Origin of the sequence: uncultured Roseovarius sp., from assembly GCF_913057115.1 — a bacterium.
GTDB lineage: Bacteria > Pseudomonadota > Alphaproteobacteria > Rhodobacterales > Rhodobacteraceae > Roseovarius.
On sequence record NZ_CAJXNN010000033.1, the window covers coordinates 1 to 18,828 of the forward strand.

At 60.4% G+C, this 18,828-nt stretch carries 17 protein-coding genes; 4 read left to right on the forward strand and 13 right to left on the reverse strand.

Annotated elements, in window-relative coordinates:
* Positions 1–65: 65 nt before the first annotated feature.
* From QZ498_RS13155 to QZ498_RS13185, 7 genes are all read right to left on the reverse strand, one after another.
* On the reverse strand, positions 66–278 hold the full coding sequence (locus QZ498_RS13155; protein ID WP_294622963.1) for a hypothetical protein: 213 nt from the start codon (positions 276–278) through the stop codon (positions 66–68).
* On the reverse strand, positions 275–1,435 hold the full coding sequence (locus QZ498_RS13160) for an aromatic ring-hydroxylating dioxygenase subunit alpha (protein WP_294622965.1): 1,161 nt from the start codon (positions 1,433–1,435) through the stop codon (positions 275–277). Before QZ498_RS13160 ends, QZ498_RS13155 begins: the two co-directional genes overlap by 4 nt.
* Before the next feature lie 96 nt (positions 1,436–1,531).
* Positions 1,532–2,293, reverse strand: a complete 762-nt coding sequence (locus tag QZ498_RS13165; RefSeq protein ID WP_294622967.1) for a helix-turn-helix transcriptional regulator — start codon at positions 2,291–2,293, stop codon at positions 1,532–1,534.
* Positions 2,294–2,544: 251 nt separating this feature from the next.
* The gene (locus tag QZ498_RS13170) at positions 2,545–2,841 is read right to left on the reverse strand and encodes a hypothetical protein (RefSeq protein ID WP_294622969.1); all 297 of its coding nucleotides are present in this window, start codon (positions 2,839–2,841) and stop codon (positions 2,545–2,547) included.
* A 147-nt stretch (positions 2,842–2,988) separates the two neighbouring features.
* Positions 2,989–3,549: an acetolactate synthase small subunit gene (gene ilvN, locus QZ498_RS13175; RefSeq protein WP_294622971.1), complete on the reverse strand. Its 561-nt coding sequence runs from the start codon at positions 3,547–3,549 to the stop codon at positions 2,989–2,991.
* Between the two features lie 29 nt (positions 3,550–3,578).
* A complete protein-coding gene (locus QZ498_RS13180; protein WP_294622973.1) occupies positions 3,579–4,439 on the reverse strand; it encodes a class I SAM-dependent methyltransferase in 861 nt (286 codons plus the stop codon).
* A gap of 40 nt (positions 4,440–4,479) precedes the next feature.
* Positions 4,480–6,237, reverse strand: a complete 1,758-nt coding sequence (locus tag QZ498_RS13185; RefSeq protein ID WP_294622975.1) for an acetolactate synthase 3 large subunit — start codon at positions 6,235–6,237, stop codon at positions 4,480–4,482.
* A gap of 535 nt (positions 6,238–6,772) precedes the next feature.
* On the opposite strand from QZ498_RS13185, the gene QZ498_RS13190 reads away from it, so the two are divergent.
* The gene (locus QZ498_RS13190; RefSeq protein ID WP_294622977.1) at positions 6,773–8,674 is read left to right on the forward strand and encodes a PhoX family phosphatase; all 1,902 of its coding nucleotides are present in this window, start codon (positions 6,773–6,775) and stop codon (positions 8,672–8,674) included.
* Between the two features lie 36 nt (positions 8,675–8,710).
* Here QZ498_RS13190 and QZ498_RS13195 read toward each other — a convergent pair whose 3' ends face one another.
* The 3 genes from QZ498_RS13195 to QZ498_RS13205 all read right to left on the reverse strand — a co-directional run bounded on the left by QZ498_RS13195 (position 8,711) and on the right by QZ498_RS13205 (position 12,138).
* Positions 8,711–9,991: a tetratricopeptide repeat protein gene (locus tag QZ498_RS13195; RefSeq protein WP_294622979.1), complete on the reverse strand. Its 1,281-nt coding sequence runs from the start codon at positions 9,989–9,991 to the stop codon at positions 8,711–8,713.
* Positions 9,992–10,072: 81 nt separating this feature from the next.
* Entirely contained in the window at positions 10,073–10,717 is a 645-nt protein-coding gene (locus tag QZ498_RS13200) for a response regulator transcription factor (protein ID WP_294622981.1), read from the reverse strand.
* On the reverse strand, positions 10,714–12,138 hold the full coding sequence (locus QZ498_RS13205; protein WP_294622983.1) for a cache domain-containing protein: 1,425 nt from the start codon (positions 12,136–12,138) through the stop codon (positions 10,714–10,716). Before QZ498_RS13205 ends, QZ498_RS13200 begins: the two co-directional genes overlap by 4 nt.
* Before the next feature lie 224 nt (positions 12,139–12,362).
* On the opposite strand from QZ498_RS13205, the gene QZ498_RS13210 reads away from it, so the two are divergent.
* The 3 genes from QZ498_RS13210 (at position 12,363) to QZ498_RS13220 (ending at position 16,821) form a co-directional block, all read left to right on the forward strand.
* On the forward strand, positions 12,363–13,445 hold the full coding sequence (locus tag QZ498_RS13210; RefSeq protein WP_294622985.1) for a TRAP transporter substrate-binding protein: 1,083 nt from the start codon (positions 12,363–12,365) through the stop codon (positions 13,443–13,445).
* A 116-nt stretch (positions 13,446–13,561) separates the two neighbouring features.
* Positions 13,562–14,452, forward strand: a complete 891-nt coding sequence (locus QZ498_RS13215; RefSeq protein ID WP_294622986.1) for a TRAP transporter small permease subunit — start codon at positions 13,562–13,564, stop codon at positions 14,450–14,452.
* A 14-nt stretch (positions 14,453–14,466) separates the two neighbouring features.
* Positions 14,467–16,821, forward strand: a complete 2,355-nt coding sequence (locus QZ498_RS13220; RefSeq protein WP_294622988.1) for a TRAP transporter large permease subunit — start codon at positions 14,467–14,469, stop codon at positions 16,819–16,821.
* Between the two features lie 161 nt (positions 16,822–16,982).
* On the opposite strand, the gene QZ498_RS13225 is transcribed toward QZ498_RS13220, so the two are convergent.
* From QZ498_RS13225 to QZ498_RS13235, 3 genes are read right to left on the reverse strand one after another with little or no spacing between them, the layout of a single operon-like run.
* On the reverse strand, positions 16,983–17,810 hold the full coding sequence (locus QZ498_RS13225) for an arginyltransferase (RefSeq protein ID WP_294622990.1): 828 nt from the start codon (positions 17,808–17,810) through the stop codon (positions 16,983–16,985).
* 46 nt (positions 17,811–17,856) lie between these two features.
* Positions 17,857–18,306 (reverse strand): RDD family protein, encoded by a 450-nt coding sequence (locus tag QZ498_RS13230; RefSeq protein WP_294622992.1) that lies wholly within the window; start codon positions 18,304–18,306, stop codon positions 17,857–17,859.
* A gap of 57 nt (positions 18,307–18,363) precedes the next feature.
* Positions 18,364–18,789 carry a DUF2852 domain-containing protein gene (locus QZ498_RS13235; RefSeq protein ID WP_294622994.1) on the reverse strand — a complete coding sequence of 142 codons (426 nt, stop codon included), beginning with the start codon at positions 18,787–18,789 and terminating at the stop codon, positions 18,364–18,366.
* Between the last annotated feature and the right edge of the window lie 39 nt (positions 18,790–18,828).

Here is an 18,828-nt window from a genome sequence, read left to right on the forward strand (position 1 = left end):
AGGCGCTTTGCACGCAAATTCGAATTTGCGTTGTCCAAAGCGTTTCGAAACGCTTTGGCTGCCTGCTATGCCTCGCGCCCGTGTTGAACCAGTTGCGCGTGCAGGTCTTTGGCCTGTGGCGCACCGGCTTCCAGCGCGAAGACATAGGCATGCGTCAGGTAAAAGCACGAGGCATCCAGATCATTCGCACCATTGGCGGCCTCGGCATAGAGCTTGATCAGCGCCATGCGGTCGTTGGCCTCGTGGGCGGTGATCATGCGGGTGTCCAGATCCTTCATTCTGCGGCCTTTGCTTTCGCGCGGTGGGTTTCGACCTTGCTTGCCACCCAGTCGTGGAAGTTATGCGTTGGGCCATCCATGGCGGGGCTGAAGCGGCCGCCGTCGAAATTGGCGGCGTGCCGGCCGCGTTGCATACCTTCGACCACGAAGATGTCTTCCTCGAACACGGTTTTCCAAAGCTGGGTATTGCGCATGCGCAGGCCCTCGTCGCTTTGTGGAACAGCGTAGTAGAGGTGAATATGCTCCACGGTTTTCTCTGGGCCTTTCGGCTCGAGGATGATGGCGAAGGCGTGGTCGCGGTGGGTGCCCAAAAGGACGTTGGGGTAGACGGCGATATATTCGGCCTGTTCGTTCCACTTGGCACCGACATCTGCGAAATCGGGGAATTTTTCGCCGTTTTCGTTGGTGAGCTGGCGGTAGACCATGGTGCCTTGGCCCGAATATTCGCCGGGCTTTTCGATGTTGTAGTGATCTTCCAGCTTGGAATAGCTGTTCAGGCCCGGATGGACCCAAGGCAGGTGATAGCTTTCGCAGTAGTTTTCCACCGCGAGTTTCCAGTTGGTTTGCACTTCAAGTTCAAACCGGCTGTCGTGGCCGCCGTGGTAGAGGGGCAGTTCAAACTCGGCCCAACGCTGCATGACGTCGGCCATGGCCTCCTCGAAGGCGGGGGCATCGCCCGACACGTTGATCCAGACCACATCGCGCCAGATATGGCTGCGGACTTCAATGAGACCCAGATCGTCGCGTTTGATCGCCTCGTGGGTGTTGTGGCCGGGGCCGCCCACATGGGGCGTGGAGACAAGGTTGCCCTTGGTCGAATAGCACCACGAGTGATAGGGGCAGCGAATGGCACCTTCGATCTTGCGCGGCTCTTCCACAAGGATCATGCCACGGTGGCGGCAGATGTTTTGGAACACCCGCACGTGACCTTCCTTGTCGCGAAGCAGCAAGAGTGGCATGCCGAGGAATTCCATCGGCACCGCATCGCCGGGCTCCGGAACATCGGCGGCGACGGCCAGACCGGCCCATTGCGAGAACAGAAGCGCCTGTTTTTCTTCTTGGAAGACCCGCTCGTCGATATAGTGCTCATTGGGCAGGCCATTGGCCTTTTCCACGCTGTTGCGCACGTTCGACAGGTCTGTGACGGTCTGCGTCATCGTGATCTCCTGGATGTTGGTATAACCTCCAGACACCAGAAAAACGCGCGGTGAAACCGACAGTTCACGACCTGAGTTTCCTCAAGGCGACAGGTTTTATCGAAATTCCTGATCCAGTCGCAAGAGCCGCCGGTGGTATTCCGGCACCGCATCTTGGGTTACAAGGCCCGCCCGGCGCGCGGTTTTTAGCACCTGATCCGAGAAGCGGCCAAGGTGTTCATAGACCATGCGTGTGGCCCTGTTGCCCGAAACGCTTTCGCGGATCGTGCGCGCGGCATAGCCTTCCCAGATGTTGGGCTGGAACGAGGATTGGCGGCTCAGGAAGTTGAATGAACACGAGAGGGTGTCACGGTGGGTCGCCAGCGCCATGACACCTTCCTGCTGGCGCAGGATGAGGCCGCGAAACTCCCGGTTCGGGGGGGCCACCGACAACCCCTGAAGGCGCATCGCCTCGCGCGGTTCGTAGCCGCGCAGCAAGGTATAGCCATCGCGCCGCTTTACGAAGATCAGTCCAAGCACGAAGCGTGTTTCGTCGATGAAGCTGCGGCGAACGAATTGATAGAAACCACTTGGAAAGACGCTTTCCGGAATGTCCAATGGCTCGCGCCCGAAGAACCCTTCAAGGTCAGGGTGGTTGAGCAGGTCGCTGGCCGTTGTGGTCAGGGCTTCCACCGGTTCCAGAAGGATGCGGGCGTCGACATCGAAGAACGTGCAGATACGATGCAGGACGTCGGGGCGGGGAAAGCTCTCCCCCGCGAGGTAACGGTTGAATTGCGTGCGGTTGATGCCAAGCTTGCGGCACAGCGCCGAGATCGATGGGTAGGGGGCCGAAAGGATTTGCAGGTTCCGCCCGAACATTCCGCGAAGCTTGGCAGGGTCTTTTCTTTTGGCATGTGTAGGGCTGGCATTCGGTTGGCCCATACTGGTGGTCCTGCTGCAGTTCCTCGACTCGTATAACGATCAACGTATACGTGTTTTTTTCGGAGGGGCCAATGGCGAGATGCCCAAATCACGCCATATTTGACGCTAAAACGCGTCATTGTGCCACTAATCTGACACAAATAAGTTCATATCGATACGAAACTTTCACTACACATTTCACCCTCGTGTCAGGACAATATTCGTGTGTAGGAAGAATTTGTGAGGGGAAAATGTACGGAGTCGTTCTTTGGAGCGATCGCCAAGAGAATCGCGCTGTCATTTGGTGTGAGGACCATGGCGATCTGGCTTATTACGATGGGGCAGAGCCAAAGGTGCAAGCCGGCAGGTCTCTGGACCCGGGTGACTTGGTGCGCTTCGATGTCAGTGAAGGCAAACGCATGCGGATTGTGAGCAACCCGCAGGTTGTGGCGAGTGAGCAATACCCGTCGCTTGCCGTTGATCTGGCCCGCGAAGGCGAGCGCCATGGCGCGGCTGCCCCCTGCGAGGGGCGTTCGAACCGGCGCAGGAATTCCGGCAAGGTTGTTCCCCTGGCACCCGCGCCGCAAGGTCGCGGCGTTTCCTGGCAAGTTGCATAGATCGACAGGTTAAGCGACGGCCTCTGTGATGCCCGTTTAAATCCCGCGAGACAGGGCGGCCACGCCGGTACGCGCGATTTCGGTCAGCCCCAAGGGGCGCATCAACTCGGCGAAGGCGTCGATCTTGTCCGGCGTGCCGGTGATCTCAAAGACAAAGCTGCCAAGGGTGCTGTCCACGGCATTGGCGCGAAAGATATCGGCAAGACGCAAGGCTTCGACCCGCTTGTCGCCGTCCCCTTCAACCTTCAAAAGCGCCAATTCGCGTTCCACCGATTTGCCGTCCACGGTGAGGTCATGCACCTCGTGCACCGGCACGATGCGGCCCAGCTGTGCCTTGATCTGCTCGATCACCTGCGGGGTGCCGGTGGTAACGATGGTGATCCGGCTGGTGTGGCCGGTATGGTCCACCTCAGCCACGGTCAGGCTGTCGATGTTGTAGCCTCGCCCCGAGAACAACCCGATCACGCGGGCCAGAACACCCGGTTCGTTATCGACGATCACGGCAAGGGTGTGGGTTTCACTGACGTCCGAGAAATTGGGCCGTAGGTTATAGGCCGAATGCTTAGACGAGCCTTTTTTGATTTTTAGGGCTGACATGCTCTGTCTCCGGTTGTTGTGGGCGCTGCTCAGGTGGGTTTCTGCCAAAGACCGTAGCCGAAATGATAGTGGCCCTGGTTACGTAGATCCTTATCGAGCGCGATCACGCGGTCATGTATCGTGGGGTCTTGATCTTCAAGCCCGGTGACGAACCCGCCACATAGGTGTATTGCCGATCCGCCGAGAATCTGCATTGCTTCGCCTGTATGACGTTCGTAGGCCGCAGGGATAAGGTTGCTTTGCGGTGCCTCGGACGGGTCGCGCAGGAATTGCTTGTAACGGCGGAATGTCGTGCCGCGGCGCACTCGTTTGGGGTCGACGCCGACCAGATCGTGGTTTTCCTTTAGAAACCGGCGTGCACATCGTGTCTCGGTCGGGTGCCATTGCAAGCGCGTCGGGCCTACGTATTCGTAAATCAACAGGAACCCGCCGGGCTTCAAGGCGCGCACAGACCATTCCAAGGCTTTATCGACATCAAACATATGATGCAAAGCGGAGAGCCATAGCACAAGATCGTAGCGTTCCACGATGTCCTCTTCCAAGGCATCGGCCAGATGCTCGTCAAAATTCGCCGACAGACCTTCCTCGGCGGCGAGCCTTTGTGACTCAGCTATGCGGTCGGCGGATACCTCGTAAAGATCGAAGTGCTCGACCAGCCCGGCCTTGACCAACGCACGCTCCTTGTTGCCCTTACCCGCGCCGACCGAAACAGCCCGGGGCAAAGGGCGGTCTCCCGTGGCAGAGCGCAAGGCCCCGGCATAGCCGGTTTCATGGGCTGTACTCATCTGCGTCTGGAAATACTCGACGAACCGTGGATTATCCTGCCAGCGGCTGTTCGGTTTGGCTGGCTTCCATTTGCGGCCCGAGATCTTGTGCAAGAGAAGTTTCAACAGGTGATCCTTTTGTGCAAGGAATGCAGCTCGGCGCTGGTTAGACCAGCACCGCGCCGCCTTCCTTGATCGCATCCTTGGTCGAGGCGTTCTCGCCCAGCAGCATTTTGTTGTGCGGCTCGCCCGAGGGGATCATCGGGAAGCAGTTTTCGTGCTTCTCGACAAGGCAATCGAAGATCACCGGCCCGTCGTGGTTGATCATCTCCATGATCGCATCGTCCAGATCGGCGGGATCTTGGCACAAGATTCCCTTGGCGCCAAAGGCCTCGGCCAGCTTGACGAAATCGGGCAGCGCCTCGGACCAGCTTGACGAATAGCGCTCCCCGTGCAGCAATTCCTGCCACTGGCGGACCATGCCGAGGCGTTCGTTGTTGAGGATGAACTGCTTGACGGGCAAACGGTATTGCACCGCGGTGCCCATTTCCTGCATGTTCATCAGCCACGAGGCTTCGCCCGCCACGTTGATCACCAAGGCGTCAGGGTGGGCCATCTGCACACCGACCGAGGCCGGGAAGCCATAGCCCATGGTGCCAAGGCCACCGGAGGTCATCCAGCGGTTGGGGTCCTCAAACCCGATGTATTGTGCCGCCCACATCTGGTGCTGGCCCACCTCGGTGCAGACATAGCGATCATGGCCCTTGGTCAGCTCCTCAAGCCGCTGCATGGCGTATTGCGGTTTGATCGTTTTGCCTGTCTGGGTGAAGGCGAGGCAGTTGATCTTTTTCCACTCTTCGATCTGCGTCCACCATTTTTGCAGGCCCTCGCGGTTGACCTTGCGGCCCCGCGATTTCCAGATTTTCAACACGTCTTCCAGTACATGGGCAATATCGCCGATGATCGGGATATCGGTCTTGATCACCTTGTTGATCGACGACGGGTCGATATCGATATGCGCTTTGGTCGACTTGGGGCTGAAGGCATCGACACGGCCGGTGATCCGGTCGTCAAACCGCGCCCCGATGTTGATCATCAGGTCACAGTCGTGCATCGCCATGTTGGCCTCGTACAGCCCGTGCATCCCCAACATACCCAGCCATTTGTCGCCCGAGGCGGGGTAGGCCCCAAGGCCCATCAGGGTCGAGGTGATGGGGATGCCCGTGGCCTCGACCAATTCGCGCAAAAGCTGGCTGGCCGCCGGGCCCGAGTTGATCACGCCGCCGCCGGTGTAAAACACCGGGCGCTTGGCGGTCTCGATGGCCTCGACCAATTCGGTGATTTCCTCCAGATCGCCCTTGACCTGCGGCTGATAATGGCTGGTCTTGGCCTCGCGCGGGGCGGTGTAATCGGCGCTGGCAAACTGCACGTCCTTGGGCAGGTCCACCAGAACCGGACCGGGCCGCCCACTGGTGGCCACATGAAAGGCCTGATGCAAGGTATCGGCCAGCGCCTTGGTGTCCGAGACCAGCCAATTGTGCTTGGTGCAGGGGCGGGTGATGCCGACGGTATCAGCCTCCTGGAAGGCGTCGTTGCCGATCATGAAGGTCGGCACCTGACCCGACAAAACGACAATCGGAATGGAATCCATCAGCGCATCGGTCAGGCCGGTCACCGCATTGGTGGCGCCCGGCCCCGAGGTGACCAGCGCCACACCCGGCTTGCCGGTCGATCGCGCATAGCCTTCGGCGGCATGCACAGCGCCCTGTTCGTGGCGCACCAAGACATGGCGAATATCGTTTTGCTGAAAGATCTCGTCATAAATCGGTAGGACAGCCCCGCCAGGGTATCCGAATACGACGTCCACGCCTTGATCCTTCAAAGCCTGAACCACCATTTTCGCTCCGGTCATCTGACGTGTCATTTGCTTGCTCCGTTCATGACGTCAATACATTGTCTGCACACAAAAAAGCCCCCGAGGTTTTCGGGGGCGCATGGGGGACCATTATGGTGTCCGTTACCGGCCCATGCGCCATGTTCCTACGATTACCACTAGCGATGCCATAAGGCCGACTCCTTGGTGTGCGTGCGCGGGACATTAGGAGCGGGGGCAGGGGGCGTCAACCGCGTTTTGCGAAAAAAGTGTCGCGCGGCAGGCGTGATCTTTGCATTTATTGCGCGCTTTGCGCTGATACCGCTTTCTGCCAGAGTATTTTTGCCAAGAAGACGCCGATCCCGCAGGATTTTTTTTGGGGCGCAAACACCCCGGGCAGTTTGGGCCGTCTTGCAATCGCTCCGGGGGAGCGATTGAGGCCCAAACGGGGCAGCGCCCCTCATCCATATTGAACCGGCGCGGCAACGCAGCATTCTTTGGTCAAAACACCTGTGACGCAGCCTTGTTACGCGAATCGCGCATGGTTCTGGTCTAGCGTTTCACTCCAACCAAACAGGGGATGACCATGAAAGACGTGGACCTGAACAAGATTTCGGCAGATGACTGGGACGAGATGACTTTCCCGCGCCCCGATGAATGCGACTTCGACCGGGTGGTCGAGGCGGCGCTGTCGCGGCGGGGGTTTCTGAGCGGGCTTTTGGCCTTCGGCTCAGGCGCTGCGGTGATGGGCGCGGGCTTGGTTCCGGGCCAAGCGGCGGCGAAAGAGGGCGGGCGTTTCGCCTTCACGCCGATTGGTATTCAGACCGACAACACCATTCACGTCCCCGAGGGCTATGAATGGGATGTGCTGGTCCGCTGGGGGGATCCGTTGTTTTCGGATGCGCCCGCCTTCGATCACGCGACGGGTGGCGATGCGGCCTCGGCCGACCGCGTCTTTGGCGAAAACACCGATGGCATGGAAAGCTTCGTGGTGGATGGCCGCGAGGTGATCGCGGTGAACCATGAATACACCAACCGCGACGTCAACCTGCCCCACGCCGATAAGGGCGTGCCGACCGGGGCCGAGGATGTTGAAAAGCTACAAAAACTGCAAGGCGTCGCGGTGATGGAGGTGACCCGGGGCGAGGGCGGCTGGCAGGTTGTCCAAGACAGCCCCTATAACCGCCGCATCACCCATCTGACCCCGATGGACATCGCAGGCCCCGCCGCAGGCCATGACCTGATGAAAACCGAGGCCGACCCAACCGGCACCCGCGCGCTTGGCACGCTCAATAACTGTGGCTCGGGGCGCACACCTTGGGGCACCTACCTGACCTGCGAAGAGAACTTCAACGGCTACTTTGGCTCTACCGAAGAGGCGCAGGATCAAAAGCCCGTGCAACTGGACGCCGGCTATGCCCGCTATGGCATCGGCACCGATGGCTGGGGCTATGACTACCACAAGTGGGATGCCCGGTTCGACGTGTCGAAAAACCCGCATGAGCCGCACCGCGCGGGCTGGGTCGTGGAGATTGACCCCGCCAAGCCCGACAGCACCCCGGTCAAGCACACCGGCCTTGGCCGTTTCAAGCATGAGAACGCCGAGGTGGTGCTGGCCCCCGATGGCCGCGTCGTGGTCTACATGGGCGATGATGAACGGGGCGAGTTCCTGTATCGCTTTGTCTCCAACGGCAGCTACACTCCCGGCGGGCCGACCGAAGGGCTGTTGGACGATGGCACGCTCTATGTGGCCAAGTTCCACGAGGACGGCACCGGGGAGTGGTTGGCCCTGACGCCCGAGACCACGGGCATGGACAGCTTGGCCGAAGTGCTGATCTTCGCGCGCAAAGCCGGATCGGCGGTGGGGGCCACCACCATGGACCGCCCCGAATGGATCGCCGCCAACCCCCACGCGGTCGAGGCCTATTGCTGCCTGACCAACAACAAGAACCGGGGCGTGAAGCCCAATGCGGGCGGCGATGAAACCCCGGTGAACGGCCCCAACCCGCGTGAAACCAACAAATATGGTCAAATCGTCCGCTGGCGGCCTGCCGATGACGATCATGCCGCCGATACGTTTGAGTGGGATCTCTATGTCATGGCGGGCAACCCGGAGGTCTATGACAATGTCTATGGGGGCTCCGAGAATGTGACGGCGGGGAATATGTTCAACTCCCCCGATGGCATGGCCTTCGACAGCGCCGGGCTGGTCTGGATTCAGACCGATGGCGATGACAGCAACGAAGGCGAGTTCGAGGGCATGGGCAACAACCAGATGCTGGTAGGTGATCCGGTCTCGGGTGAGATCGCGCGCTTCCTGACCGGGCCGAAAGGCTCGGAGGTGACGGGGCTGACATGGTCGGCGGATCGCCGGACGATGTTCGTGGGCATCCAACACCCCGACGCGCCGTTCCCCGATGGCGAAGGCAAACTGCCCCGCTCGTCCATCGTGGCCGTCTGGCGCAAGGATGGCGCGCCGGTGGGCTAAGCCACACCAAGGCCCCGGCGCTTGGGGTGCCGGGGTCTACTGCCAGGCCGCCAGTGGCGGGGCCTTGGCCAGTTCGGGCCGCCGTAGCGCCAGCATGCGGCGGGCCTCTTTCGGGCGTTCGAGGCGCAGCAGAAGATTTATGGCAGTCAGTTCGATCAGGTCGCGCTGTGCGCGGCTACCGCCCAGCCGTTCGCTTTCGGCCAAAGCCGGGGTCATCTCGTCCAGCGCTTCGGCCCAGTTTTCCCGCGTGATGGCCCCGAAAGCGCGCGCCAAGGGGCGCACCAAATCCCCGGCGAAGCCTTTTGCGCTTTCCGCGATATAGGCAAGCCGCGCGCCTTGTCCGGCCATGGCGTGGCTCAGGGCGGCGTGCAGGTCGGCAAAACTTTGCCCGGACTCGGGGAAAAACCGCGCCGCGTAATCGCTGAGCGTGGCCCATCGGTCGGGCGAGACATCCATCCCGGCCAATTCTGCGCGGTAGTAGAGCGACGCGGTGTCGGTCAGCACGTTGATCGGCAGGCTATGGGTGACACCGGGCGCGACATTGGCATCGACCACGCGCCACATCGCTGCTTCATCGCCTTCGGAAAGAGCCCAAAGCGCCTGATGCCAACTAAGATGCCCATGCAGGAGCGAACGGGAATCATAACCGGTCATCCACTCCTCAAGATAGGCGCGGCCCGCCTCGGTTTCGCCCGCCTCATATTGCGCATGGGCCTTGAAATGGGAGCCTTGGGCATTGCGCGGCTCAATCGCAAGCGCGCGTTCCATCAGGGTGATCGAAGCCTCCGTCTGCCCGGTTTCGCATAGCGACAGGGCATGCATGGACATCATCCACCAATCCTCGCCGTAATGCGGCAGAAGCGCGCCGGTATAGGCTAGAAGCTCGGCCTCGCGGCCGACTTTGCCGGAAAATCCGATAAGGCCGAAAACATTGGTGCAAAGCTGTGCGATCAGGGCATCACGCGGATAGACGCTGACGTGAGCCTTGACCGCCTCGCGACAGGCCTCGGGTTGGCCGCCGAGGATCAGGGCGAAGGCGTTGATATGCGCCAGTTCCCGGTCGCTCAGGCTGCCGGTGAGGGTTTGGGCGGTGGATATTGCGGCTTTCGCCCCGGGCATGTCGCCGCCCATCATCCGCGCCCGGGCCAGCGCCGCATGGCCGAGGGCGAAGCCGGGGTCCGCTGCGACTGCCACCTCGAAATGCTCCACCGCGCCGTAATTGCCCGATAGGAAAGCGGCCAGCCCCGCGTCATAAGCCGTGCGGGCCGCTTGCGAGGAGGTGCTGAGCGCATTGTCGTAGTGATCTTTGAGGGGCATGACCTGTCCTTCCGCTTGGGCCGCAACGGGCAGGGTAGCACGTCCTGACAAATGCGCCTAACGATGGCGCAGCGGGTGCCCTCAGAGGCTCACTCCCGTCCCCTGCAACACCCCGTGTTCCATGGCATAGCGGGTCAGGCCGGCGGTGGAGCTGATGCCCAGCTTGCGCTTGATGTTCTTGCGGTGGGTTTCCACGGTGCGCACCGAGATATCCAAGGCAATCGCCACTTCCTTGTTGGATTTGCCCTGCGCCAGTTGCAAAAGGATCGTCTGTTCGCGGTTGGTCAGTTGTTCGCGGCCCGGTTGGCCCATCGGGGCAAGCGACCCCTTCGCGCCGGTGCAAAGATAGCGTTGTCCTTCCATCACCGCGTCAATCGCGCGCTTGATCTCGTCGGTGGGCACGTCCTTGAGGACATAGCCCATCGCGCCGTGGCTGAGAGCTGAGCTGATGTATTCCGGGCTGTCATGCATCGACAGGATCAGGATCCGGGTATCGGGGCGTTTTTCCAGCACCATTTCCGTCGCGGAAAGGCCTCCCACGCCCGGCATGTTGAGATCCAGCAAGATCACATCCGGGGCGAGTTCCTGGACCCGGTCGATGATCTCTTGCCCGTCCGAAAGACAAGCCAGAACCTCGATATCCTCATAACTTTCGAGAATGGATTGGATGCCCTCGGTGACCATCGGGTGGTCATCCACGATCACGATGCGGGTGAAGGTCGTCATGCGCTTGCCTTGGTTTCAGGGGTGGTGGTGTCTTGCGGGGTCAGCATATGGGTCAGCGGCACGGTGGCTTCAATCACGGTGCCTGTCTTGCTGGACAGGATACGCAGCGTGCCGTCAAGCTGTTCGATGCGTTCTTGCATGTTGCGCAGGCCCAGCCCCGTGGCAGGCATGGCCGATTGCGCATGGTCGATGCCGCAGCCGTCGTCGGAGATGCGCAATGTGGCCCCGTGTTTGTGGCCGCGCACGTCGATTACCACGGTATTGGCGCGGGCGTGGCGTTCGATATTGGTCAGCGCCTCTTGCGCGACGCGGTAAAGGGCGATCTTGGCCTCGTCGTCCAGACGGTTGCGGAAGACCACGGTTTCGAATTCGACCTTGATACCAGTCCGCTCGCCGAAATCCTCGGCAAGCGCCTTGATGGCGGGGCCGACGCCCAGATCGTCCAATACGCCGGGGCGCAAATCACGACTGATGCGGCGGACCTCCTGAATCGCACCCGAGAGGTGTTCGATCCCCCGGTCAAGGTTTTCCGAGGCGCGGGCATCGCCCATCGAAAGCCGTCGCTTGGCGGCATCCAGCGCATAGCGCACGCCGACCAGAATCTGGCTGATGCCGTCGTGAAGCTCGCGGGCAACGCGGCTGCGCTCCTCTTCCTGGGCGTCGAATACGCGCTGTGTCAGGCGTTTCAGCTTGGCATCGGCCAGACGCCTCTCGCGAATGTTGATGAACAGGCCCGAGGTAAAGACCACCAGCAGGGCGGTCAGCGTAATCGCCCCGATATAAAGGAAGGTGCGTTGGATACGCGCCTCCACCTGCTCGCGCGAAGCGGCGACGGTTGCCTTTACATCGTCGACGAACACGCCCGTGCCCACGGCCCAACGCCAATCCTGAAAGCCAATCACGTAGGTGATCATGCGCGCCACTTCCCCGGTCGAGGGTTTGGGCCAGTCATAGCTGTGATAACCGCCGCCGGTGCGCGCCAGCCGGATCAATTCATCGGTGATGGGCACGCCCTCGGGGTCGGTCATGCCAGACCAGTTGGCGCCAATCAGGTCGGTCTCGCGCGGGCTGACAAGGTTGTTGCCGTCATAGTCGTAGACGAAAAAATATCCGTCTTGGCCATACAGCAGGGCAGACAGGGTTTGGGTGACCAATTGCTTGGCCAGTTCATCATCGGGGGCGGCGCGTCCATAGGTGTTGATGATGGCGCTGCGGGCGATCGAAAGGTAGTTGCGCAACTCGTCTCGCTTTGCGGCGATCAGTTGTGCCTCAAGCTGTTGAATTTCGCGTTCGGCCAGTTGCCGCGATTGCAAGGTCACCAGAACGGAAATCACCACCGCCGCCACGACAAAGGGCAGGGTGGCGATCAAAAACAGCTTTTGCCCATAGTTCAGGCGGATCATGTCGCGCAGGCGTCGCATGGGGCGAATCGATACGCCGAATCGGGCGCGAATCCCAGAGGATTGCGCCGCTGGCTGCATAAATTGGCCGGGGATGGTCAGATTTCCTTACCATTTTAGCGGCGCTCTACGCAGTACTAGGTATTCCCATGCCGAAATGCCCGCGCTAGGGTCGGCCCACTTGCAACGATCCGCACGCTGCCGGGAGGGCCGCGTGCATCAAATGATCTGGGAGGATTTAGTTCATGGATCGCCGTTCTTTCCTTAAAAATACCGCGCTGGGCGGCTCGGCCGCTGCCGCGACATCGCTGGCCGCGCCGGCATATGCGCAGGGCAACCGCACTCTGACCATGGTCACCACATGGGGCCGTGGCCTTGCCGGCGTGTTCGACGCCGCGCAAAAAGTGGCCGACAACATCAACGCCATGGCCGATGGCTCTTTGACTGTTGAGGTCAAAGGCGCGGGCGAGCTTGTGGGCGCGTTCGAAGTCTTTGACGCCGTGACCGCCGGTCAGGCCGACATGTACCACGGTGCCGACTACTACTTTGTGGGTCAGCACCCCGGTTACGCCTTCTTCACCTCGGTGCCCTTCGGCATGACCGCGCAGGAACTGGCCAACTGGTACTACCACGGCAACGGCCATGCCCTGCACGATGAACTGGGCCAGATTTTCGGCCTCAAGTCGTTCCTTGGCGGCAACACCGGCGCGCAATCGGGCGGCTGGTACGCCAAAGAGATCAAAGGCCCCGAAGATTTCAACGGCCTGAAGTTCCGTATGCCCGGCCTTGGCGGCAAAGCCCTTGGGAAACTGGGCGCATCGGTGCAAAACCTGCCCGGCGCGGAAGTGTATCAAGCGCTGGCCTCGGGTGCGATCGACGGGACCGAGTGGATCGGGCCTTGGGCCGATGAAAAGGCCGGTTTCCAGGAAATCACCAAGTTCTATTACACCGCGGGCTTCCACGAGCCGGGCGCGGGCCTGTCGATCGGCATGAACCGCGACGTCTTTGACAGCCTGACCCCGGCACAACAGAAGATCGTCGAAATCGCCTCGGCCGAGGCGCACCAGTGGAACCTTGCACAGTTCCTCAACAACAACGGTGCCGCCCTGCAGCGCCTTGAATCGGCTGGTGTAAAGACGCTGGAATTCCCCGAAAGCGTCTGGGATGCCTTCGGTGCGGCTTCGGAAGAAGTGCATCAGGAGAACATGGGCGACGATCTTTATAAGAAAATTTACGATGACTACACCGCGTCGATGAAAGCTTCGTCGTCGTGGCTGCAGAAGTCGGAAGGCGCCTACCGTGCACAGCGTGACCGCGTGCTGGGCTAATCGCCCGACAGCCTGATCAATCTTGATCCGGCGGGCCTTGGGATGCTTCCAAGGCCCGCCCACTGCAATTCCGGGCCGCCAGATCGGCCCGCAGACAAGAGGGGCGTGGGGGAACGATGCTGGACGCAATCCTCTGGTTTATCCAGAATATCGGCCTTGCCTTTTACAACTTCGGCTACGCGCTGACCCATCCCAGCCTTTGGCTGGATTGGTCCAACAAAGAAGCGATCATGCGGTTTGTCTACTACGGCGGCTCGGTTGAACTGTTCTTTGTGGTCTTCACCGCCTTTCTGGTCATCACCGGAATCGGCATGTGGAAAACCGGCTTTCTTTGGGGCGTGGTCCGGGTGTTGGAGGGCTTTGCCAATACAGTGGGGCGGTTCTTTGCTTGGGCTGGCCTGATCATGGTGATCCAACAGATCATCATCATCTTTATCCAACGTATCTTTGCCCGGCCCGATATTGTCTTTGGCTTCGGTATCCCGCTGGAATTCGACATCAGCTGGTACGCCGAGGAACTCAAGCTTTATAACGCGCTCGTCGTCACCCTGTGCTGTACCTACACCTTTGTGCAGGGCGGCCATGTGCGGGTGGACCTTGTCTATTCGGCCATCAGCCACCGCGCCAAGCGGGTGATCGATATGACCGGCTCGCTCATCTTCATGATGCCCATGGCAGTGCTGACCTGGATGTACGGCTGGTATTTCATGTGGCGGCACCTCATCGTGCCGAAACCCTCGGCCTCGGACGGGCTGGACCGGTTGTTGATGAAATCCCGCGCCCTGCGCTGGAACGTGGAGACCATCGGCTTTTCGCCCAACGGCTTCAACGGCTATTTCCTGTTCAAGATCCTGCTGGTGGCCTTTGCCGGGATGGTCTTCCTGCACGCCGTGGCCTTCTTCTATCGCTCCTACCTTGAGTGGCGCGAAGGTGAGGCCAGCGCGAACAAATACCTCGACAAGGACAGCCTTGGCGAGGGCGAAGAAGCCTATGAAGGCACACACTAAAAGGGGCAGGACACATGCTATTCGGACTTGACGGCGTCGAGATCGGCCTGATCATCGTATTCCTTTGCCTCTTCGGGGGCATTCTTTCCGGCTTCCCGGTGGCCTTTGCCATCGGTGGGGCGGGGGTTATTTCCTTCACCATCATCGCGGCCCTCGACAGTGCGGGCTTGCTCATTCACCAAGCCATCGACACCTCGTCGGATGCCTTCCGCGCGGTGGTGGCCACGGGGCTAAAGCCGGAAAGCATATCGGTCTTTACCCATCCGGAGTTACCAAGGGTCGGCATGCCGGTCTTCCCGCAAGGCTGGGAAACCGCGCTTGACCGCAACGTCAGCTTCATCGTCAACCGCATCAACGAACGCGTCTTGGCGGGCCAGTCGATTGAGACCCTGCTGGCGGTTTTGATGTTCGTGATGATGGGCATCACGCTGGAACGCTCGAAAATCGCCAATGACCTGTTGACCACCATGGCCAAGGTCTTCGGTCCGCTGCCGGGCGGCTTGGCCGTGTCGGTGGTTGTCGTGGGGGCCTTCCTGGCCGCCTCGACCGGGATTGTCGGTGCGACGGTGGTGACCATGGGCTTGCTGAGCCTGCCCACCATGCTGCGCAACAACTACAGCCCCGAGATCGCCACCGGTGTGATCTCGGCCTCGGGCACGCTTGGGCAGATCATTCCACCCTCCATCGTGATCGTTCTGCTTGGCACGCTGGCCGGGGATCTCTATTCCGCCGCGCAGGAGACCCGCGCGCAGGAGGCCGGGTGCTCGGACGCGTTGACCTATCTGGGCGAACCGGCGGTTGTTTCGGTCGGCACGCTCTTCCAAGCGGCCCTTTTGCCGGGGATCATGCTGGCGCTGCTTTATGCGCTTTATGCCTTTGGCTATGCGTTGGTTTACCCGTCGCGCGCACCTGCCGTGGAATTGGGCGGCGGTGAGGGCGAGGCCCGCACCCGTGGCGAAACCTTCACATGGTTCCTTGGTGTGCCGCTTGGCCTGATAGCCGGTGTCATGCTGCTGGGGCAGGTGAATGTGGTTGGCTCGCAAAACCTGATCGTGGATACCTTCACCGATGCAGGCACAACCGCCTCGCTGCGCACCAATGTCTCTGAGCAATGTCAGGAAAGCATGATCGAACTGCACGGTCAGGAGGCATGGGATGCCGCCGTGGCCGAACAGCAAGCCATCGACGATGCCGGGGGCCTTGCCGAAAGCGAACGCCTTTCCCCTGAACAAATCGCCGAGAAGGTGGCCGAGAAAGAGGCCGCAGCGGCCCCCATCGGCACCGGTGTCGCGATCATCTTCCTGATGTTGTCGCTGATCCTGGCGGTCGCCCGGGGCATCAAGCCGTCGGCCGATCCCGCGCCACTTCTGGTCGGGGCGCTTGGCGTGGTCTTGGGCCTGATCGTCGATATCCTCTTCATCGCGCCGTCCAGCAGTTCGGGGGCCACGGTTGTGATGCTCGCCATCCCCTTGGCCCTGGCGCTTTATGGCACTACCCATGCGGCGGGCCGTCTGGCGCAGAACGAGCTGATCAAGGTGGTTTTCCCGCCCTTGGTTCTGATCGTGGCGGTGCTTGGCTCGATCCTTGGCGGGATCACCAACCCGACCCCTGCCGCCGCGCTTGGCGCGGGTGGGGCGATCATGCTGGCGGCCTATCGCAAGCTGCAGGATGAGGAACGCTCGGGCAAGATCATCATTTTCGCCACCTTGGCGGTGATCATCGCGATCCTGATCGGCATCAATTTCGATCTGCGGATCAACCAGGAGGATGTTCCGTTCGAATCCTGGGTGGCCTTCTTTGCGGCCTATGCGGCCTATCTCTATGCCGCGTTTGGGTTGCTGTTCTCCTGCTGGGTCTTGTTCACAGGCGGGGTTCTCAGCCCGGTGGTGCGCGAGACTGCCAAGGTGACCTCGATGGTCTTTACCATCCTGATCGGGTCGCAGCTTCTGAACCTTGTTGTGATCTCTTTCGGGGGTGAGCATTACATCCAGCAATTCCTGAAAAGCTTCGATAACGAGTTCAAGGTCTTCCTGATCGTGATGCTGGTGCTTTTCGTGCTGGGCTTCGTGCTGGATTTCCTTGAGATCATCTACATCGTCATCCCGATCGTTGGGCCGGTGATCTATGGCGGGACGTTTGACCCGAAATGGGTGACCATCATGATTGCGGTGAACCTGCAAACCTCCTTCCTCACGCCGCCCTTTGGTTTCGCGCTCTTCTACCTAAGGGGGGTCGCACCGAAGGAGGTGACGACGGGCCACATCTATCGCGGTGTTGCGCCCTTCGTCCTGATCCAGGTGGTGGGCTTGGCGATCCTGTGGTTCTTCCCGCAGATCGTGACCATCGTCCCGGCGCTGATCCCGAATTGATCGGCCGTTCGATTTGAATGCTTCGCGCGTCCCCGAACGGGGGCGCGCGTTTTCATTTTGGGGACTTAAGCCAGATTTTTGTACAAGTTGTACATGACGCGGCACCAAGGCCCGAACTTCTGTACAAAAACCAGGGGGTGAACGTACAGACTGTACAGAGGTTAACGGCTTCGCGGCGTGGCGGGGCGGCCATCGGGCAGCGAGATGTTGGCCACCTGTTCGGCAATCGGATCGTTGCTCAGCGGGTGGCATTTGGCCTTGTAGTCCGCCGGATCTCGCATCTTCTCCCATTGACCGGCGGTGTAGACCTCCAGACCGGAGAACGCCGCCTTGTAGCCCATCTTGGAACTGCCGGGCACCCAGTAGCCCAGGTAGACATGCGGCAGCCCATTTTCCCGCGCGATTTCAATGTGATCCAAGATAAGATACGTGCCGAGGCTTTGCCGTGGCAGGTCTGGGTCATAGAAGGAATAGACCATGCTGACACCATCGTCCAAGACGTCGGTCAGGCAGACCGCGATGAGTTTGCCCTCCTCGTCGCTATATTCTACCACGCGCGTGCGGATCGGTGTTTCCTCGATCATGGCGGCGAACTCGAAGGTGTCCATATCCGCCATACCGCCATTCGCATGGCGGTGCTCAAGGTAGCGCCGGAACAGCTCGTATTGTTCCTCGGTCGCCCAGGGCGAGGTCGCCCGCCGCATAAGGTGTTGATTGCGCTTGATTGTTTTGCGTTGGCTCTTGCTGGCGGTGAAATCGTTGACGTTGATCCGTGCCGACAAACAGGCCGCACAATCGGCGCAGGAGGGCCGGTAAAGCACGTTCTGCGAGCGCCGGAATCCTTGCTTGGACAGGCTGTCGTGCAGGCGCTGCGCGCCCTCGCCTTGCAGGGCGGTGAACAGCTTGCGCTCCATGCGCCCTTCAAGATAGGGGCAAGGCTGCGGCGCGGTTACATAGAACTGCGGGGCTATTGGAAGTGTATGACGCATTTCACCGGAACGATATCAACCTTCCCGCCCTGCGCCAAGACCCTACTCAGGATCGCGCTTTGCGGTTGATCGCGACGGTGCCAAGCACATGATCTGTCAGGCCCTGGGCGCGGTCTGTCGTCATCATCAGGACCACCGAAACAACCTGCAAAACGACGAAGGCCATGCTAACGCTGTAGCCAAGCGTATGAAGGAAAGCCATTGAAAGATCAAAGGGTTGGCCATCCATGCGGCGGAATTCGATGGCTGTCAGGCGCATCCCCCAAGTGGCCGAGCCACGGGCGATGGTGATAACGCGGTAGGCAAAGCCCACGGTCAGGAAAAGCGCAGGGAAAACAAAGACCCCAAGAAAGCCGGTCAGTGGCAGGATCAGCAGGCAAAAGCCGATGGTGACGATGGTATCGACCACCCAAGCGATCAGGCGTTTGGCCGGGATATCGCGGTAGAACTCGGGCTGTGTGACAGGGTCGGGGGTGTGCCAGGAATACTCGGTCATAATGCTTTGGATATAAGGGGCGGCGGCGGCCCGGGGAAGGCCCCGGGCCGTGGTTTCTCAGGCTTTTTCAGTTTCGTCTTCCGCATGCGGTGCGGCGGCGGCCTTGGCGCGGTCTTCCATGAACTGGTCGAACTCGGCCTTGTCGCGGGCGTCGCGGAGGCGTTGGAGGAAGGCTTCGAAATTCTCTTGCTCTTCTTCCAAGCGGCGCAGGGTATCTGCCTTGTAGCTGTCAAAGGCGCTGTTGCCGGTGCTGCGAGAGACATGAAGGTTGCGCGCCATGCGTTTGTTTTTACAAGTCATTTTTCCACTCCAGATCATATAGGCCAGAAGGGCGAGGCCAAGGGGCCAGACAAGGATGAAAGCCAGAACCATGGCCGCGATCCAAGCGGCTTTGCCCTTGGAATCAAGCCAATGTTCAGCGCGGGCCAGCCAACCCATGGGAGCGGAGGGGGAGGCAGGGCCGGAGGAGGCGAGCGTGGTCATATGCGGTGTCCTTTTGCTGGGTCAGGTTGATGTGAATTC

What these genes read in the sequence shown, in the direction of transcription:
- QZ498_RS13155 (WP_294622963.1), bottom strand. Translation starts at nt 278, where the DNA reads ATGAAGGATCTGGACACCCGCATGATCACCGCCCACGAGGCCAACGAC.
- QZ498_RS13160 (WP_294622965.1), bottom strand. Translation starts at nt 1,435, where the DNA reads ATGACGCAGACCGTCACAGACCTGTCGAACGTGCGCAACAGCGTGGAA.
- QZ498_RS13165 (WP_294622967.1), bottom strand. Translation starts at nt 2,293, where the DNA reads ATGTTCGGGCGGAACCTGCAAATCCTTTCGGCCCCCTACCCATCGATC.
- QZ498_RS13170 (WP_294622969.1), bottom strand. Translation starts at nt 2,841, where the DNA reads ATGGCGCTCGCCTTCGCGGGCCAGATCAACGGCAAGCGACGGGTATTG.
- ilvN (WP_294622971.1), bottom strand. Translation starts at nt 3,549, where the DNA reads ATGTCAGCCCTAAAAATCAAAAAAGGCTCGTCTAAGCATTCGGCCTAT.
- QZ498_RS13185 (WP_294622975.1), bottom strand. Translation starts at nt 6,237, where the DNA reads ATGACACGTCAGATGACCGGAGCGAAAATGGTGGTTCAGGCTTTGAAG.
- QZ498_RS13190 (WP_294622977.1), top strand. Translation starts at nt 6,773, where the DNA reads ATGAAAGACGTGGACCTGAACAAGATTTCGGCAGATGACTGGGACGAG.
- QZ498_RS13195 (WP_294622979.1), bottom strand. Translation starts at nt 9,991, where the DNA reads ATGCCCCTCAAAGATCACTACGACAATGCGCTCAGCACCTCCTCGCAA.
- QZ498_RS13200 (WP_294622981.1), bottom strand. Translation starts at nt 10,717, where the DNA reads ATGACGACCTTCACCCGCATCGTGATCGTGGATGACCACCCGATGGTC.
- QZ498_RS13205 (WP_294622983.1), bottom strand. Translation starts at nt 12,138, where the DNA reads ATGCGACGCCTGCGCGACATGATCCGCCTGAACTATGGGCAAAAGCTG.
- QZ498_RS13210 (WP_294622985.1), top strand. Translation starts at nt 12,363, where the DNA reads ATGGATCGCCGTTCTTTCCTTAAAAATACCGCGCTGGGCGGCTCGGCC.
- QZ498_RS13215 (WP_294622986.1), top strand. Translation starts at nt 13,562, where the DNA reads ATGCTGGACGCAATCCTCTGGTTTATCCAGAATATCGGCCTTGCCTTT.
- QZ498_RS13220 (WP_294622988.1), top strand. Translation starts at nt 14,467, where the DNA reads ATGCTATTCGGACTTGACGGCGTCGAGATCGGCCTGATCATCGTATTC.
- QZ498_RS13225 (WP_294622990.1), bottom strand. Translation starts at nt 17,810, where the DNA reads ATGCGTCATACACTTCCAATAGCCCCGCAGTTCTATGTAACCGCGCCG.
- QZ498_RS13230 (WP_294622992.1), bottom strand. Translation starts at nt 18,306, where the DNA reads ATGACCGAGTATTCCTGGCACACCCCCGACCCTGTCACACAGCCCGAG.
- QZ498_RS13235 (WP_294622994.1), bottom strand. Translation starts at nt 18,789, where the DNA reads ATGACCACGCTCGCCTCCTCCGGCCCTGCCTCCCCCTCCGCTCCCATG.